Source organism: Mucilaginibacter pedocola (genome assembly GCF_002013915.1).
GTDB lineage: Bacteria > Bacteroidota > Bacteroidia > Sphingobacteriales > Sphingobacteriaceae > Mucilaginibacter > Mucilaginibacter pedocola.
The window spans coordinates 476111-494171 of the sequence record NZ_MBTF01000023.1 but is presented as its reverse complement, the minus strand read 5'-3'; the positions used below and the strand labels follow the sequence as shown (position 1 = coordinate 494171).

At 44.0% G+C, this 18061-nt stretch carries 17 protein-coding genes and 1 tRNA gene; 10 read left to right on the top strand and 8 right to left on the bottom strand.

The features are described from left to right. Positions 1-168: 168 nt before the first annotated feature. Together BC343_RS19730 and BC343_RS19725 are read left to right on the top strand one after the other, a co-directional pair. Positions 169-2646 (top strand): M1 family metallopeptidase, encoded by a 2478-nt coding sequence (locus BC343_RS19730; protein WP_078349513.1) that lies wholly within the window; start codon positions 169-171, stop codon positions 2644-2646. Between the two features lie 251 nt (positions 2647-2897). Then, on the top strand, positions 2898-3281 hold the full coding sequence (locus BC343_RS19725; RefSeq protein ID WP_078349512.1) for a hypothetical protein: 384 nt from the start codon (positions 2898-2900) through the stop codon (positions 3279-3281). 63 nt (positions 3282-3344) lie between these two features. Here the strand turns inward: BC343_RS19725 and cdaA are convergent, their stop codons facing one another. Both cdaA and BC343_RS19715 read right to left on the bottom strand, forming a co-directional pair. Next, positions 3345-4136, bottom strand: a complete 792-nt coding sequence (gene cdaA / locus BC343_RS19720; RefSeq protein WP_078349511.1) for a diadenylate cyclase CdaA — start codon at positions 4134-4136, stop codon at positions 3345-3347. Between the two features lie 39 nt (positions 4137-4175). Then, a complete protein-coding gene (locus BC343_RS19715; protein WP_078349510.1) occupies positions 4176-5147 on the bottom strand; it encodes a polyprenyl synthetase family protein in 972 nt (323 codons plus the stop codon). Between the two features lie 301 nt (positions 5148-5448). Here BC343_RS19715 and BC343_RS19710 point away from each other — a divergent pair. Then, positions 5449-5536: transfer RNA gene (locus BC343_RS19710), tRNA-Ser, on the top strand. A gap of 100 nt (positions 5537-5636) precedes the next feature. Here the strand turns inward: BC343_RS19710 and BC343_RS19705 are convergent. The 5 genes from BC343_RS19705 to BC343_RS19685 form a co-directional block, all read right to left on the bottom strand. Continuing rightward, on the bottom strand, positions 5637-6413 hold the full coding sequence (locus BC343_RS19705; RefSeq protein WP_078349509.1) for a hypothetical protein: 777 nt from the start codon (positions 6411-6413) through the stop codon (positions 5637-5639). A 12-nt stretch (positions 6414-6425) separates the two neighbouring features. After that, positions 6426-6779, bottom strand: coding sequence for a hypothetical protein (locus tag BC343_RS19700; protein WP_078349508.1), 354 nt, complete (start codon positions 6777-6779; stop codon positions 6426-6428). Positions 6780-6942: 163 nt separating this feature from the next. After that, positions 6943-7266, bottom strand: a complete 324-nt coding sequence (locus BC343_RS19695) for a hypothetical protein (RefSeq protein WP_078349507.1) — start codon at positions 7264-7266, stop codon at positions 6943-6945. A gap of 26 nt (positions 7267-7292) precedes the next feature. Beyond that, positions 7293-7766, bottom strand: a complete 474-nt coding sequence (locus BC343_RS19690; RefSeq protein ID WP_078349506.1) for a hypothetical protein — start codon at positions 7764-7766, stop codon at positions 7293-7295. A 160-nt stretch (positions 7767-7926) separates the two neighbouring features. Then, positions 7927-9609, bottom strand: coding sequence for a DUF4407 domain-containing protein (locus tag BC343_RS19685; RefSeq protein ID WP_078349505.1), 1683 nt, complete (start codon positions 9607-9609; stop codon positions 7927-7929). A 184-nt stretch (positions 9610-9793) separates the two neighbouring features. Here BC343_RS19685 and BC343_RS19675 point away from each other — a divergent pair, with 184 nt between their 5' ends. The 3 genes from BC343_RS19675 (at position 9794) to BC343_RS19660 (ending at position 12480) form a co-directional block, all read left to right on the top strand. Further along, a complete protein-coding gene (locus tag BC343_RS19675) occupies positions 9794-10432 on the top strand; it encodes a sensor histidine kinase (protein ID WP_143822274.1) in 639 nt (212 codons plus the stop codon). A 1-nt stretch (position 10433) separates the two neighbouring features. Next, the gene (locus BC343_RS19670; RefSeq protein ID WP_078349502.1) at positions 10434-11117 is read left to right on the top strand and encodes a response regulator transcription factor; all 684 of its coding nucleotides are present in this window, start codon (positions 10434-10436) and stop codon (positions 11115-11117) included. A 382-nt stretch (positions 11118-11499) separates the two neighbouring features. Next, positions 11500-12480: a family 43 glycosylhydrolase gene (locus BC343_RS19660; RefSeq protein ID WP_078349500.1), complete on the top strand. Its 981-nt coding sequence runs from the start codon at positions 11500-11502 to the stop codon at positions 12478-12480. A gap of 31 nt (positions 12481-12511) precedes the next feature. Here BC343_RS19660 and BC343_RS19655 read toward each other — a convergent pair whose 3' ends face one another. Beyond that, the gene (locus BC343_RS19655; RefSeq protein WP_078349499.1) at positions 12512-12859 is read right to left on the bottom strand and encodes an RNA recognition motif domain-containing protein; all 348 of its coding nucleotides are present in this window, start codon (positions 12857-12859) and stop codon (positions 12512-12514) included. Between the two features lie 164 nt (positions 12860-13023). On the opposite strand from BC343_RS19655, the gene BC343_RS19650 reads away from it, so the two are divergent. The 4 genes from BC343_RS19650 to BC343_RS19635 all read left to right on the top strand — a co-directional run bounded on the left by BC343_RS19650 (position 13024) and on the right by BC343_RS19635 (position 18051). After that, a complete protein-coding gene (locus tag BC343_RS19650; protein WP_078349637.1) occupies positions 13024-13566 on the top strand; it encodes an RNA polymerase sigma-70 factor in 543 nt (180 codons plus the stop codon). Positions 13567-13664: 98 nt separating this feature from the next. After that, complete coding sequence (locus tag BC343_RS19645; RefSeq protein WP_078349498.1) at positions 13665-14291, top strand: hypothetical protein; 627 nt, start codon at positions 13665-13667, stop codon at positions 14289-14291. A 9-nt stretch (positions 14292-14300) separates the two neighbouring features. After that, the gene (locus BC343_RS19640; protein WP_143822273.1) at positions 14301-15533 is read left to right on the top strand and encodes a DUF4374 domain-containing protein; all 1233 of its coding nucleotides are present in this window, start codon (positions 14301-14303) and stop codon (positions 15531-15533) included. Positions 15534-15666: 133 nt separating this feature from the next. Further along, entirely contained in the window at positions 15667-18051 is a 2385-nt protein-coding gene (locus tag BC343_RS19635; RefSeq protein WP_078349496.1) for a TonB-dependent receptor, read from the top strand. The last annotated feature ends 10 nt before the right edge of the window (positions 18052-18061 follow it).

The following is an 18061-nucleotide window of genomic DNA, read 5'->3' as shown; positions in this document are numbered from 1 at the left end:
TAAAAATGGGGCTGAAATCCAAACCCTAAATTAGATGGACGCCCCGTCCCGCATTTGTCCCCGCTCCTGCTGTAACTTTCCACCGTGGTACACGTCTTATTTCCAAATAAAAACTAATAATTTAGCGTTTATTATGCACGCATATCATTCAAAAACTAAACGAGCAATATGAAAATTTTCCGCGCTGCCATATTAGCCGGCAGCATCGGTGCCTGCGCACTAAACACAGCTATCGCGCAAGAAACCGCCCCTACCGAAACGCCCGCCTACAAACTATACCGGGCCACTCCCACCAAAATTAACGACCTTGTACACACAAAACTCGATGTAAGGTTCGATTACGCAAAACGCTATATGTACGGTAAAGAATGGGTTACCCTAAAACCGCACATGTACCCTACCGATACGCTTCGCCTTGATGCAAAAGGCATGGACCTGAAAACCATAGCCGTAGTAAAAAATGGCAAAAACACGCCACTTACCTTTACTTACGATAGCCTGAGCGTTGCCATTAAGCTTGACCGCGTTTATACCGCTGCCGAAAAATATACTATCTACATTGATTATACCGCCAAGCCGAACGAACTGCATGTAAAAGGCAGCGCTGCCATTAACGATGCCAAAGGTTTGTACTTCATCAACCCCGACGGTACCGATAAAGACAAGCCGGTGCAAATATGGACGCAGGGCGAAACCGAAGCATCATCGTGCTGGTTCCCTACCATTGACAGGCCAAACCAAAAAACTACTGAAGAAATTACCATGACCGTGCCTAAGCAGTATGTTACGCTGAGCAACGGTCGCTTGGTATTATCTAAGGTGAACAAAGATGGCACGCGCACCGATACCTGGAAACAGGAATTGCCGCACTCGCCCTACCTGTTTATGATGGCCGTTGGCGATTTTAAAGTTTATAAAGATAAATGGCGCAACAAAGAGGTAAGCTACTACCTGGAGCCAAAATACGCGCCTTACGCAAAAGACATTTTTGGCTTTACGCCCGAAGTGATAGAGTTTTACTCTAAGATCCTGGGCGTTGATTACCCATGGTATAAATACTCGCAAATTGTAGTGCGCGATTACGTTAGCGGTGCGATGGAAAACACCTCGGCCACCCTGCATGGCGAATACGTGCAAGGCACTAAACGCGAATTGGCCGACCGCTACTACGATGCCGGCCGCAGCACCATTGTGCACGAATTGTTCCACCAGTGGTTTGGCGATTATGTTACTGCCGAAAGCTGGAGCAACCTGACGGTTAACGAATCATTCGCCGATTTTAGCGAAAGCATTTGGGCCGAATACAAATACGGTAAAGATGCAGGCGATGCGCACAGCTACGAAGCCATGCAAAGCTACCTGAACACACCGGGCGCTAAAGACAAAAACCTGGTGCGTTTCCATTACAACGATAAAGAGGAAGTGTTTGATGTAGTTACCTACCAAAAAGGTGGCCGCATACTTTATATGTTGCGTAATTACTTAGGTAATGCAGCCTTCTACAAAGGTTTGAACATTTACCTGAAAACTAATGGGTTGAAAAACGGCGAAGCACAACAACTACGTTTGGCCATGGAAGAAGCAAGCGGCCGCGATTTGAACTGGTTCTTCAACCAATGGTACTACGGTGCAGGCCACCCGGTGCTAAACATCAGCTACAAATGGGATGAAGGCACCAAAACCCAAACCGTTTACCTGCAGCAAACGCAGGATGGCAATGCCTTTACCCTGCCAATGGCTATTGACATTTATGCCGCCGGCAAAAAAACACGCCACCAGGTTTGGATGCGCGATAAAGCAGACACCCTCACTTTCTCAGTTCCATCGAAACCTGATCTGGTGAACGTAGATGGTGATAAAATACTGTTAACCAAAAAAACCGACAGCAAATCGCTGGATGAGTTTGCTTACCAATACTTCAATGCAGGTTTGTTTTTAGACCGTAACGAAGCTATCGACTACGCCAAAAGCCGCCAAAGCGAAAAAACTGCGCAGAAAATTATCATAGCAGCTATTCAGGATAAATTTTACATGCTGCGTGTAAAAGCCATCAACGTTGCCGACTTAACCAAGGATGATGTGCGCAATTTAGCCGTACCGATACTTGTTAGGCTTGCCCAAACCGACGAGAACAATTTGGTGCGTGCCGCGGCCATTACTGCTTTGGGTAAACTAAAAGCATCAGGCAACATGAATTTGTTCAAACAATCGCTAAGCAGCCAAAGCTATGCTATACAAGGCGCAGCTTTAACAGCTATTGGCCTGCAAAACCCTGCTGAAGCTTTACCATTGGCTAAAAGCTACGAAAAAGATAGCGAAGGTGCTCTAACCCAAGCTATAATTAATACCTATGCAAGCGCCGGTGGCGATGCCGAATGGCCTTACGTATCTAAAGCCATCAGCGAAATGGGTCCGCAAACCCAGTTTGGCATTATGCCCAAATTTGCCGCCCTGGTTGGCCGTTTAAAAAACAACGAATACGCATTAGCCGGTGTAAAAACCATTGCCGATTTTGGCGTACGGTTTAAACAATACGTTGGCCCGCAAGTAGCCGAAATACTGGGGACAGTAAAAGATGCCCGCGCCAAAGCCGGTGATACCGCTTCGGCTGCCGCTGCTGAAAAAGCTATCGCTGATTTGAAGTAGTAGTTTCCGTTTAAGAAGTTAAAGCCGCCTTAAGAATTTAGGGCGGCTTTTTTGATGAACACGAATTTCACGAATTAATTGAAGAAAATTTCCACAAAGCATGGTTAGCATTATGTCTCACAGCTTTGATTCGTGTAATTCGCCTTAATTCGAACAAATTCGTGTTCATTTATTTTAACACTTTTTAACCTCTTTTAACATTTAAGTTAAATTACTATTTCGCTATCTTAGTATTAGTTAACCGAACCTCTATGAAAAAAGTATTACTCTTCGCTATGCTGCTTGTTGGCAGCGGCCGTTTGATGGCGCAAACTGATATGAAAATGCCCGGCGAAAAGCCCTCGCCGCTGTTTTATTTGAAAACTGATACCACACTTACGTCGCCCTCGGTAAAGGACTGGACCAAACTACCCGAGGCAAACAAATTAAAAGAACTGGCAACGCTTGCACCTTTCAACCAGGCCAAGGTGGACGAAACCAAACTGATAGGCCCGATGCAAGGCTACCTTACTCCGGTTGCGGTACTACAGGGAAACTCTAAAATGCCTGTTGTGAAGTTGGATGGCTATTCAAAAATGCCTGTTTATGATAAGGATTTAAACAAGAAAAACAGGGCAACAATAGTTACGCCGTAACTATTAAAGCATACGCGGCACGCGTGCGCGAGCTTCGGTTCCAATAGCGCAACTAAGGTAGGACTAAAAATCTTTATTCAACAGTTTCTCCAGTTCGGCGAAGCTGATATTCATTTTTATGCGGCCTTGTTTGGCGTAGGATATTTCGCCGGTTTCTTCTGATACGATGATTGCCGTAGCATCATTTGCTTCAGTCACGCCGATCCCCGCACGGTGGCGCAATCCGAACTGTGCAGGCAGGTCAGATTTTTCGGTGACCGGTAAAATGCAGCTGGCCGACTTAATTTTATTTTCAGATATCACCACCGCTCCATCATGCAGCGGGCTATTCTTCTGGAAGATACTTTCGAGCAAGCGTTTAGATATTTTGGCATCAACCACCTCGCAGCTGTTCTGGTAAAATTGCTCGTCGTAATATTTGGTAAAAACAATGAGTGCACCCGTGCGGGTTTGCTTCATTACCTTGCAGGCATCAATAATAGGCTTTATGCGGGCGTAATTGTTTTTCTCTGCTTCGGCCTTGCCAAAAAAATACTTCCACCAGGCTTTGTTACGTTGCAGCGAAGCATTTTTGCCCACCAGCAACAGAAAGCGCCTTACCTCCTGCTGAAATACAATTACAATGGCGATGATACCCACACTGGCAAACTTGCCCAGTATGGCGCTCAGCAACTGCATGTGCAGCAGGTCTACAATTTTATAGAGCAGGCATATAGCTATAAAACCGATGAAGATGTTGGCAGCTATGGTGCCGCGAATTAAATTATACAGCTGGTATAAAATAAAGGCAACCAGCAGCACATCCAATATATTGGGGATGGTGGGTTTCAGGAAGCTAAAATCTAACGGCTGCATGCCACGAAGTTAATAAGTTTTGGGCAACATTGGCACGCCTTATTTGCTGCGCTCGGTGGTGTAACGCACCAATTGCTCCAGCCCGGTGCGTGAAGGCCCGGCGGGGAAAGTATCCAGTATGGCAAAAGCCATTTCCTGGTATTTTTTCATCTGTATCTCGGCATATTCAAGCCCGCCTTTTTGCTTTACAAAGGTGATGATATCGGCTATCTTCTTGGGGTCGTCGTTATGGTTCTTCACCTGGCCTATCATCTGTTTGCGTTCGGCCGGGGTGCTGTTGGCCAATGCGTATATCAACGGCAGGGTAACTTTCTTTTCTTTGATATCGATACCCAGCGGTTTGCCCACATCATCGGTACCAAAATCAAACATATCATCTTTTATCTGGAAGGCAATACCGATGTGCTCACCAAACTGGCGCATTTTCTCTACCACTTCATCGCTGGCACCGGCACTGGCGGCTCCGCAGGCACAGCAAGCCGCAATAAGCGAAGCCGTTTTTTGGCGGATTACTTCGTAATAAACCGATTCGCCAATATCCATGCGGCGCACTTTTTCTACCTGCAACAGTTCGCCCTCGCTCATTTGTTTCACCGCTTCGGATACTATTTTCAGCAGGGCAAAGTCGCCATTATCGATAGATAGTAACAAGCCCTTCGAGAGCAGGTAATCGCCCACCAGTACAGCTATTTTATTTTTCCAAAGGGCGTTGATAGAGAAAAAGCCACGGCGCTGGTAAGAATTGTCCACCACATCATCGTGTACCAGGGTGGCGGTGTGTAGCAGTTCAACCAAAGCAGCACCGCGGTGAGTGCTCTCGTTAATACCACCGGCAATACTGGCAGAAAAAAACACGAACATAGGGCGTATTTGCTTGCCTTTGCGCTTTACAATGTAATGCGTAATACGATCAAGCAAAGGCACCGAGCTTCGCATCGAAGTTTTAAACTTCTCCTCAAAAACATCAATTTCTGCAGCAATAGGTTTCTTTATCTCGTCGATGTTCGGCATCAGCAACAGCCCGGTTTATTTGGCCGGTTAATTCGCAGCAAACATACTTAAAAAATATACATGCTTAAACGCCTATTTTTTAGCGACAATTAAACCTTCGGCAGTAATAATGCTCTATATAAGTGTATTTCGATACAGTATATAAGTTTTGATTTTTGTGAGTTAGAGTTTTCGTTTGAGCAGGCCGCCTGATAACCGGCCTGCTTTTTTTATGCTCTGTACGCCCGCCTTAACGGCTAAATATTTCATTAGCCAAATGCAGAGAAGTTTACTACTTTTGCAATCCTTCAAAAAAAGATACGGAGAGGTGTCTGAGTGGTCGAAAGAGCACGCCTGGAAAGTGTGTATACGCCAAAAGTGTATCGAGGGTTCGAATCCCTCTCTCTCCGCATAAAAATGATTAAATAACAAAAGCCCGCAAATCATCAATTTGCAGGCTTTTGTTTTAACAGGCCCTAACTACTCTTTCGCCCGAGATAATTAGCAAATCTATTTTATCTTTAGGTTTGCTGTATTTTTTTGTTCAGCAATCGTATCCCCGTTCTTTTTTTCGATACTCGCGGTAACCGTTATGGCTTTTACGCTATCTTCTGCCTGTCGGCTGTACGAATAATAAACTATGCCGGCAGTATCAGGCTTAAGTATTACCGAAAATAATAATACAGCGGCAACCTTACCAACTTTAGGGGGAGTGCTATTATAAATAGCGACATTTACGCTATCGTTTTTCCCGGCTCTGACGGTAACAGGGATATACATTTTGCCGTCCTTTAATTGTATGCTGGTATTTAAGGTAAATGGAGCCGGAAGCGGTATTTTGGGTGGATTGCTTTTAACATGGGTAAATTGCAGGAGTAGCCCCAGCGCAAAAAAGAAAAAGCCGGATGAGGAAATAATAACAGCTGTATTAAACACTGTTGCCTGGTGCTTCACTGCCTTTGAAAAAGCAATAGTAATTTCTACGGGGTCCTGCGCATTATATGTTTCTGATACCGGATATTGCGCCATATTGGCAACACAATAGGCTATAGTGAGTAGAAAAAAAGCAACACCCAAACAGATAAGTGCAGAACCATTAAATTCTTTAATGCTGCCGAATAGGCTCACGGCAAAACCACCTGTAGAAAACACGCCGAATGCCCAGGTGATAACCGTTTTCAGCGAATCTGCAGCCTTTGCCCGCCTATCGGCAGAAGTATAAATACTTTCCGCGGCAACGTTGCACCAAAAGTCGCCGCCCGCCATGTTTTTGTCGTTAATTGCCATATTTCGTCAGATTTAGCATTTCACATCATAGTAGTTCCGGTGTTGTCCGTCGGGGCTTGGCTTGGGATTGGTGCATTGGAGGTAAAGGTTCTTTACTTTTGCTGCCGGTGCCTCTCCAGTTTGGCTGGAGACTTTGAATTCATTATACATTTTCTCTAAACGTTCATCGTCAGGAATATACATCTTTAAATAGCGGTTAACAGTAGTTAAATGTGCATGAGACTCATCGTTATCAACAGTTCTCAAACTATCAATCTTATTCTCCACCATAAAACGTAACCCCATTAGAGAGGTCACGTCGGTACAGGCAACGCTGGTATCTACCGGAAAACCACAGTTTGGTGTTTTGCAAACAATATTTATCATAGCAAGGGTTTTAACTTTAAAATTCAATAAAAACAAACTGACGGCACCGCACTGTCCGTCGCCCGGTTTATACTAATTAAGATATTTAATGCTCTTTATTTTCATAAATAGATATTTACATCTTGGGCATATGGTTATTAAAGCGCCTAAAGCGGTGGTTGTATTACACACCGATCAAAACGGCACCAATTGCTTTCCCAACAATGCCAAGAACAGCATTTATAATATTTTGGGCCGCAATTAATCCAATGCCTTTTACAGCCAAAAGAACACTTTGCATACTACTTTTGTGCAAATCTGCTCTGTACTTAAACTCGTCCTCATCTATTGTCCCATCGGCCCTTAGCTTATTCAGGTCGGCCATATCCTCCAGGTATTGCTTAAATTTCTGTTCTGCAAACGGGGCGGCATCATTCCAACCCGCACCTAATTCTTTTTTGGCTGCAGCTATGCAGTCTTTCAGTATTTGATCAAAATCTAATGGCATTGCACTTATAATTAAAGGTTTAAAAATTATTTAGCTTTTCCGGAAGCTTTGAGCTTTTCTTCGAGTAATATCAGCGAATCAAAGTGAGTGTTTATTGCATCCTGCAGCCCATGCCTGTCGTCGTTGGTCCTGTCGTTAAACACGTTTTCGGCGCTTTTATGTTTAGACTCGAAATCCTGTAAAGCCTTAATAAGATTACCAGCTAAAGATTTCACCGTTGTACCCGTTTTCTTACTGATAAACGAACTTCTTGTTGTAACACTAATAATGTTGGCATCCAGATGATCATAATAGTCCTGGAAATTTGCATACGCCTGATCGTGATTTCCGTCCTGCGTCAGGAGGGCACGTTGTAGCTTGATAAAATGCAAATTGAAATCTTTCTGCATTTGGGTTACGGTTTCATCAAGCGTTTGATCGTAGCCTGTAATTATGGTCACTTTGCAATTTGAAAAACATGCAATACTTAATAAAAGCGCAAATGATAATAGTTTTTTCATTGTATTTTTTTATTTAAAATATACTTAGCTTTTTACTTTCCTTCCTGTTAATATGTTAGGAAACATGCTGCAAGATAAAATGTACCTATACAGCTATATAGCGTAAAACGACGGTAAATCTCGCCGTCTTTTTACGCTATTCTTTTTTCACGCTAAAACATCACGCGTTTAACTTCGAAAATGCGAGCACCTCTGTTCCGCCCTCTTTCAATAGCGTTAGTCTATCCCTGGTTAACCTGGCTATAAAATAGTTTAGTTGATTGCCCTGAAGCACTAACTCAAGCCCCGTTTGGTTTGCTGTATATTCCCATGTACCGGTAGTTAACGCGCCTTCATTTAAAATAAATAGTTGCTGTAAAGGCCCAAGCGCCCCGTCTCTGAAAAAATACTCAACGTTTTCCGTAATATTTTCCTGGTGCCAGGAGCCACCAACAACAGAGTGTTCACTTCCTTTGTTTAACAGATGCTCTCGCTTAAATGCGTCCAACTTTTGCCGGGCAACTTCTTCCTGGGCAGCGGCAATTTCAGTAAGTAATAATTTGTGTAGTTCGCTTTCAATCTCAATGCGGTCCTGTAATTGGGTTTGCACGGCGTCGTGTTCAATAGTTCGCAACGACTTCTGCTCTGCCAGGTAATCATCCGTTCGCGCCAACAGGTCCTGCTCTATGTCCTTCTCTTTTGCGCTGATGGCAATATCGTAAGCACCAACCGGGGTTGCTATTTTGGCAATAGTGGGCAAAACTTCAATTACAAAAAACAGCACCCTAATGAGCCAAAGAAACCAAAACACGGTTACAGCCGATGGGTTATCTTTTTGGTTTTTGAAGCTCGCCAGATCTTCCAGAACCATAAAGCGTGTAATAAACCCTTTAGAATCTTTTGTAAGGCTATCTTGCAAATGCTTTTTGTCATCCCTGTTTTTCAGGGCCGCCTCAACTCTTGCTGCGGTTTTTTCTTTGTTGCTATCTGCCTTTTTTTTATTCTTTTCGTTTTCCTCACGCCACCTTTTCAAAAAATCGTTTTTATCGGCCAGTGCCTGCCTCAGCCCCTGCAGGTCAAACCGCCGTAATTCTGCCCGCCGTGCGTCCGAAACCTGCTTGTAGCGCCGGTAAACATACGCTTGTGCTGTATTCATATCTTTATATCCGTCCACAACCGGTATGCGCGCCCAGCTAACTACGCTATTCGCACGGGCCTTCCTTGCTGCATCTGTTAAACGCGTATATTCGTTTAACCTTTGGCTGTGATCTGATTTGAGGGCGGTATAAATACTGTTATTGCGTGGTTCGTCTAATGATAACAACGATTCGATACGCGCAGCTTCAATACTATCTATCTTATGTTGTTTTTGGCTGGTTGCCAAATTGCTGTTCATATCGGTCATCGCTAATAGCCTGTTGGTTTGCTTTTCTTTAAAAAACAGCATGTTAGCTTGTATCTCTTCCTGAAAAATCAGCAATTCAAGGGGGATAGATATGATAAAAGCAACAAGGACAGCCAATACAGCGCGCGACGAAAATGGTAGCCAGAATTTTTGCTTTATTGCATCCGGGTCTTTTTTTAGCGTAATAACCATGCTGCGGTCTATACTAAATATTAACGCAGCCCATACACCACCAAAAATAAACGCTGTTGCATAAGTTTGGCCAAAATACCAGCCGGCGTAGCTGCCGGAGCAAAAGGCCAGCATGGTGGTCATAAAAATGGTAAACCCAATACTTGCCTGGCGGTTATAATCTGTAGGGCAATCTTTAAGGATGCCAATTTCGGCACCAGACCACAACCAGAAAAAATATTGAATCCACGAGTATGGCCTACGTGGTGGAGGTGAAATGTTGTTCATAAGTTTTAATACCAATATTGTGAATAGATTTAAGCGCGATATGTATTAACAGGTAAGGCAAATAAGTAACCAGGAAAATGAACAGAAAAAGGTAGCAACAGCAAGCCTTGATAAAAACGCTTTCCCCTGTATATTGCCCGGCAAATAATAACCCCATAATGGGCCTTATGAACGAACTCAGCCATTGCTTCAGTCTAAACTGGAAATACAGGAACAAACGCTGGATCATATTTCAAAAGAATTGCATGCCAACTTTAGCCAATTAGTTTCTTTGATCAATATTAACCTGGCTGAAATATTACCGCAAAGTTCCGACAGCATGAAGGAGAGTGTTGCGGAAACCAAATCATTGGCCAAGCAGTTATTATCGGAACTTAAGGCATTAAGCGCCAGTTTAAATACCGATCACATTATACATATAGGCTTTGCAAAAGCATTTGATAACGAGCTTAACAGGCTAATTAAAACCAAAAGGTTTACAGTAACATCATCTAAAACGGGAGAAGAATTTCGGTTGCGCCCCGAACATGAGATCATTTTGTTTCGCCTTTGCCAGGAGGTGCTTAATAACGTTATACAATATGCCCAGGCTAACGTAATAACGGCCGCCCTAACTTATAGCGATGGCCTTTTTAAATTGGAAATTGCCGATGATGGCGTTGGTTTTGACGTTGAAAAGGCTATACTCGAGCGTGCCAAAAAAGAAAGCACAGGGCTGTTAAATATGCAAAAAAGAGCCCGGCTTATTGATGCTGAGGTTGATATAAAAAGTGTGCCCGGCCTGGGTACCAACGTAATCATTACAGTACCAGTTACCTATTAATATGTTTAAAGATAAGCGTACTATAAATCTGGGCATTGTAGATGACCACAATTTGTTTCGCAAAGGGTTGATAAAGTTGATCAATCTTGGAGATGCAGAAAAGAAGTATAATGTGTTGTTTGAGGCAGAAAGCGGTACAGACCTTAAGGACAAATTAAAAAAAGAAGAGTTGCCCGATATCGTTTTAATGGATATAGATATGCCGGGTATGGATGGTTATGAAACTGTTGAATGGTTGCTAAGAAGCTATCCAACAGTGAATGTGCTGGTGATTTCGATGTTTGAAACTGAAGAGGCTGTTTTAAGAATGATAAGGCTAAAAGTTAAAGGGTACTTATCAAAAGATATAGAGGTAGAAGATATGCATATGGCACTTGAAGCGATTCTTCACAATGGCTATTATTATTCCGATTTTGCGTCTGATATTATTTCGCGTTCATTCTCGGAAACCGACGCTGACACATCAAAAAAGATAGCTGACCCCAAAGAGTTTCTTTCACAGAAAGAAAGGGACTTTTTACAATTTGTTTGCACAGAAATGACTTACAGCCAAATTGCTGATAAGATGTTTTTAAGCCCCAAAACAATAGATGGATACCGTGAGGCCCTATTCCAAAAATGCGGAGTAAAAAGCAGAGTTGCCCTGGCTCTTTATGCAGTAAAACATGGCATTGTAAATTTGTAGAATGATGGTTGTAAGATGAGGCCGGCATACCTTTACAGAGGCCTTGGTAGCGTATTAATTGCCGGCAGAGCCTTCCGCCTCTCGCCGCTAAGTAAAAGAAAAGTGATAATTAAGTGCGAGGCATTCCGCAGTTGTTTCAGGGCTTTGGCTACATGGTTTTCTAACGTCTTTGGCGATATACCAAGCAACATGCAAAATCACGAATCTACCGTAGCTGAGTAAAGAACGCTCCCATTCTCAGGGATGGTTCCCAAGGGCATTACCTGAACAAGTTTACGTTATAAGCAGAAGGTGATACCTTATTTAAGCGCGCCAAATTTATTAATCACATTTGTAAGCCCATTAGGGCAAAATTTGTCTTTACATTATAGCATCACACTTTATGAAATATATACTCACAATTGCTTGCACCATCTTATCGGTAACTGCATCATTAGCACAACGTAATGCCGTAGAGCCTGGCCAACCCTGGCCCGATCAGAATGGCAACCACATACAGGCGCACGGCGGTGGCATTATAAAAATAAACAAAACCTACTATTGGTATGGAGAAGAGCGCCGCCAGGGGCTCGACCCGAATTTGCGTTACGTAAGCTGCTACTCCTCTAAAGATTTAATGAACTGGGAGTTTCAGAAAGATGTAGTTCAAATGGCCGACCCCGAGAACCTGGGCGCTGGCTGGATATTGGAAAGGCCAAAAGTTTATTACCAGGCCAAAACGAAAAAGTATGTAATGTACTTCCATTTGGATGACAGGCAATATAAATACGCCCGCGTGGGCATTGCCGTAAGCGACAGCGCTACCGGTAATTTTAAATTTGTAAAAAGTTTTAGGCCATTGGGGCACCAAAGCCGCGATATTGGCCAGTTTGTTGACGATGACGGTTCGGCTTACCTCATTTTTGAAGACCGCGAGTTAGGCTTCCACATCGTTAAACTTGCCGACGACCTAATGAGCGTTGAAAAAGAAATGAGCCTGGTAAAGGAATCGTTAGAGGGAGGCGCGATTGTGCATTATAAAGGGCTGTATTATGCCATAGGTTCTGCACTAACAGGCTGGGACCCTAACCCCAACAAGTATGCAACCGCAACATCGCTTGAAGGGCCATGGACAGACTTTAAAGATATTGCCCCGCCCGAGACCAATACATACCAATCGCAATCGACCATGATGCTTAAGGTAATTGGCACTAAAGCCACCACGGTAATATTTATGGCCGACCAATGGAAACCCAAATCCCAATGGGATTCGCGCTACCTGTGGATGCCATTGGAAATTGGCGATGGCAAGTTATGGCTACCCAAACCGCAACCATGGTCGCTCAATATTAAAACCGGGGCATTTAAACTTGCCGAAAAATAAAAAAGCGAGTCGAAAATATAGCAGTTTAAGCTTAGCGTTTACTAAGGCGCGGCCTTTTGCTTCGCGGCTTTGGTTGCGCCGCATTGGTATCAGCCAAGGTTCCTCTATCCGGATTGGGCATGCCGGTAGCCTCTGCCCTGTTATCCGCAAACCTTACGCTAATAGTACGCCCGTCTATCTCGGCCTGGTCGAGGGCTGCTATTGCGCGTTCTGCCCCTGCGTCGTCTGTAGTAGTAACAAAGCCATAACCCTTACTTTCGCCGGTAGATTGGTCGGTAACAATTGTAACGGTGTTCACCGCTCCGTATACACTGAACAGTTCTAACAGTTCAATCTCATCCATATCCCTCGGGATGCCTACAATAAATAGCTTGGCCATACAATACAAATATAACACAGCTTTTTGTTTTTTGCACACAGGTACTTATCGACTGCGTAAACATGCGGAAAACTGGAGGGAGTGTGCGGTAAGGGCAAGGCATTTCAAAATACATTATTTATAATCAATCTAAATAAGTACCTTTGCCGCAAAATGCCCCCATTTTGGCTCACTCAGATCATAACATCACCGCAACCACTTTTATAACCCGCGAGAGTTTCGAGCAGATCTATAATCGCTATTGGGACAAGGTTTACGCTGTTTGTTATAACAATACCCGCGAACACGAAACCTCCAGGGAAATGGTGCAGGATATTTTCAGGTCGCTGTGGGAACGCCGGGCCGAGTTGCAGATCAACACCATCGAGCAATTTTTGGTGCGTTCTGCTAAGTATAAGGCTTTTGAATTCATTCGCAACAAAACTACCCGCGAACGCCACCTGGAGATCAAATTTCAAAACTACCAGCATGCCTCCAATTGTACCGAAGAACGCGTGCTCTTTAACAACCTTTCCGAAACCGTGACGGCACTGGTGGATAAACTGCCCGAACAATGCAAACGCGTTTTTAAAATGAGCCGCGAAAAAGGGCTCAGTAACAAAGAAATAGCCTCAGAACTACTCATTTCCGAGCGGGCGGTTGAGTATCACATCACCCGCGCCTTAAAAACCCTGAAAACAGGCTTACAACCCTACCACTCTTATTAAAATTTTACCCACGCTTACGGTTATCTCATTTAGATGCTACTTGTTTTTATATTTTAGTATTTTTAAACCGGCATGTACGCGTTCGTATGCTTTGATAAATGGAGATCAATAAAGAACTTTTAGAGCGATACCACCAGGGAAACTGTACTGCCACCGAAAGGGCAGCGGTAGAAGCCTGGCTGCAAGAAGAAACATTTGGCGATGAGGTCCCGGTGACGGATATGCCCGAAAACACAGCTGCTGAAATGTGGGCAGAGATATCGACGTTCGCAGATAAGCCTGCACCTGTTAAAACATTCAACTTTTATACTTTCGGGAAAATGGCCGCAGCGGCTGTGCTTTTACTATTGGCCGGTGCCTTTTTGTACCGATCGGTTTCACAACCATCTTTACAGGGTGTTAGCGCGAGCAACTTTTCGCCTACCGAAGTAAAAAACATAAACGTTGCGGGCTACAACGTTGAACTTGCTCCCAACAGTAATATTAAACTGGATGCTAAAACCGGCCTACTGCACTTTTGCGGCAGTTTGCTGTTTAGCCCTAAAAGCGATATGGAGTTGTCATTTGCCGGGTTAAAGCAAAAAGTTAAGCTGAAAACCGGGCAAAAGTATATTGTATTGAGCACTAATTGCCCGTCAGACAAACCAATTATTATTAACGAAAAAGACGTTTACAACCTGCCGCCGGTAATGCAGCGCCAGCTATCCACACAGTTTAGCATCTAAACCATCAACTTGAAATACACCGGCCCGAAGTCTTGTAACCTATTGTTTTCCCTGTGTTTAACCGTGCTCGTATCGGGCATATTATGCGGTTGCACGCCTGGCACGGATAATGACCAGGTTGAGAAAAAAAAATACAGCATTTATATACTGGGCAACGAGCATCGCGAATACATTATTCAAACAGATGGCTTTGCTGCCGGGAACTATAAACCGGAAACCGATGGCGTTAAACTGAACACCGATATTATTGACCGTGATGTAGTGATCAGAGATGGCTTTTATTATCACCTCAACGGCAGGAACCATATCCTTTCAAAGTATGTGAAGACGGCCGGCGAGTTGAAAGAAGTGGGGACTCTCGAGATCAGGAATTTCATCGTCGAGAATTATTACTGGATCGCCCGCGATACTTTACTGTTAACAGGCCTCGACCAAAAAACTTTCACTAACAGCTGGTACTACAAAATATCGGTTGGCGACCTGAAGCTGGTGCAAAGTGGCTTGCTGCCCATACCTAAACCCGGCCATGGCTTTACTTCTACCTCTATTGGCCTAACCACCATGCTGGATGGTAAACTATTTTTGGGCTACACCTATCACAAACAACTTGATGCGTCCAACTATACCACCAGCGATACGGCTTACATCACAAGCCTGAGCTATCCGGCGCTTAAAACCTTACATACCGATAAAGACACCCGCTCCACTTATCCCGGCGGAGATAATACCATACAGAATTATAGTTTTAACGATGAGGCCGGAAACTTCTACTACATGACATGCCCCGGCATTGCGCTGGGTAACCGCACCGACTTGCCCACCGGCATCTTCAGAATCAATAAAGGTGCAGATACCCTCGACCGAAACTATTTCTTTAATATTTCGGCTGCGATAAGCAATCATGCTTATGGCCTTTGGTACATCGGCAATAACAAAGCAATCATTAGGTGCGAGCGTAAAGACCTGTATAAGGACTTGAATGACCATTGGGACGTGGCCCATTTTGAATTTTATGTGGTTGACCTGCTTAAACAAACCAAAGAAAAACTCAACCTGCCGCTTGACCGCGGAACCCGCCGCGAATGTGTTATAGCCGAAGGTGATAAGGTTTATATCGCCGTTAACTCGAAAACAGACGGAAACTACATCTGGTGCTATACGCCATCCACAAAATCACTGGTAAAAGGCTTGCAACTAAGCGGCGATACCGACTACATTTATCGTATCGATAAAAACTTTTAAAAGTTTTTATACTGATTCAAAAGCAATTAACCCAATTACCAAAAAAAACTAAAACTTTTTTCGAACCGCACCTTCGGTAAATGCCGGGCTAAGCTACTCGACTATTAAAAAACATTATTTTTAATTAGTCTAAATGTCGCTTAATAAACTTCTACTCTTAGCTACTTTTTGCCTCTTTTCGCTTTTTGCTGTAGCTCAAAATACAACCGGCATCTCCGGAGTCATCAAAGACAATAACGGTCCCGTGGCAGGGGTATCTGTAACGCTCAAGAACACTAACCGTGGGGCTTTAACCAACGAAAAAGGCGTTTTTGAACTGACCAACGTAAAACCGGGTGAATATGTATTAGTAGTTTCTTCTATCGGCTACATAAGCCAACAAAAAAACATAACGGTACAGGCAGGGCGCAGTGAAACCCTGAACCTGGAGCTAAAAGCAGCCAGCAACGATATACAACAGGTAACTGTGGTGGGTAAAACCAAATCGCAGGAAGTCAGGGAGACGGGCTTTGCGGTTAATGCCATCGAAACCAAAAAATTTGCCAATACTACCGCCGACCTTAACCAGGTTTTGAGCCGCAGCGCCGGGGTTCGCATACGGGAGCAGGGTGGTTTGGGTTCTAACTTCAACTTCTCCATCAACGGTTTATCGGGTAAAGCAGTAAAATACTTTATTGATGGTGTACCGTTGGAATTGATGGGGACGGCAATGTCGTTAAACAACATCCCTGTTAACCTGGCCGAACGTTTAGAAGTGTATAAAGGCGTGGTGCCCGTACAATTAGGTGCTGATGCCATGGGCGGCGCCGTAAATATCATCACCAATCAAAAAACAAGCAACTATCTCGATTTCAGCCATAGTTATGGTTCGTTTAATACTAACCGTACAGCTTTAACCGCGCAATATGGCGATAAAAAGACCGGGCTGATATTTAAAGCGAACGGTTTTTATAACTACTCAAACAACAATTATTTAATGAAAGGGGTAGAAATTCTGGAAGGCGGTACACGCAATGGTAAACAGATCACCGATTTGAGTGGTGCCAGTTTTGTAACTACCGACATTGAGCGCTTTCACGATAACTATCGTTCGGGCATGGGGCAGGCAGAAGTTGGCCTGATCAACAAATCATGGGCTGATGCCATCTTTATCAGCGGCGCTTACACCAAAGCCAACCAGGACCTGCAAACCGGCTTCGACCAGAAAACGGTTTATGGTGCGGTTACCCGTAAAAGCGATGCCCTAAGCGGATCAATCAGGTATAAAAAAGATAATTTGTTTACCAAAGGATTAAGCCTGAGTCTTTTTGGATCGGTTTCTAAAGACACTTACATTACCGCTGATACACTTCTGCGTCAATATTACTGGGATGGCAGCTGGACAGAGAAAGGTTCGGCAGAAATGGGAGGCATTAAGCAGCTTTCACACATCATCAGGCCGCGCAAATTTATCAGGGCAAATACCGGCTACATCATCAACGAGCAGCATTCTATCAGCATCAACTACACGCTGGATAATTTAAAGAACGAAACTTACAATGAATTACTTACGGACCGCGACTATATGCCGGGCCGCTTGAATAAGCAGATACTGGGACTGGCTTACCAGCAGGAGTTTTTGGATAAAAGGCTGACCAATACCTGGTTTGTTAAAAATTACAACCTGGGCTTGGGCCGTAATAAATACGTGGGCAACGTGCTTACGCAGTTGGATACGTCTTTCAACAATATCGGCTACGGCGTTGCTTCCCGCTTTAAGATCAACGAAAAGATAGGTGTGAAACTTTCGGCCGAACGCGCTTACCGCTTACAGGAAGCCGAAGAAATGTTTGGCGATGGTTTGAACGTACAACCCAACCCCGACCTGGTGCCCGAGAGCAGCGACAATGTTAACGCGGGCGCTTTTGCAAGCCTAAACAACGGCAGCCACCATTTCTTTATTGAAGCAGCGGGCTTTTACCGTAATGCCAAAAACTTTATTTACCTGGTACCCGATGTTCGTTCGGGGGCGCTGAAAAATGAAAATAAATCGAGCGTGCGTGTAACCGGTTTCGAAGTAGATGCCAGGTATAACTATCAGGACTTGCTCGCTTTAAGCGCCAATGTTACCTACCAAAATGCTATCAATACCACCAAATTTGGCAGCACAGAATCCAATGTGCCCGAGGCTACTTATTTAAATCAGATACCTAACCAACCCTGGTTATTCGGTAATGCAGATCTGTCTATCGGGAAAAACGATCTGCTGGGCAAAAATACACGCCTGCAGTTTAACTGGTTTACTCAATACGTACACTGGTTTTATTTAACCTGGGAAAATTACGGTAACACCAACGGCAAATCAAATATCCCCACCCAGTTCATTCACAACGCCGCCCTCACCTACTCGCTGGAAAACGGGAAATATAACATAACGGCGGAGTGCCGCAACCTTGGCGATATGCTGGCTTATGACAACTTTAAGCTGCAAAAACCGGGCAGGTCCTTCTCTATCAAATTCAGATACTTTATTAAATAAACACCCATCA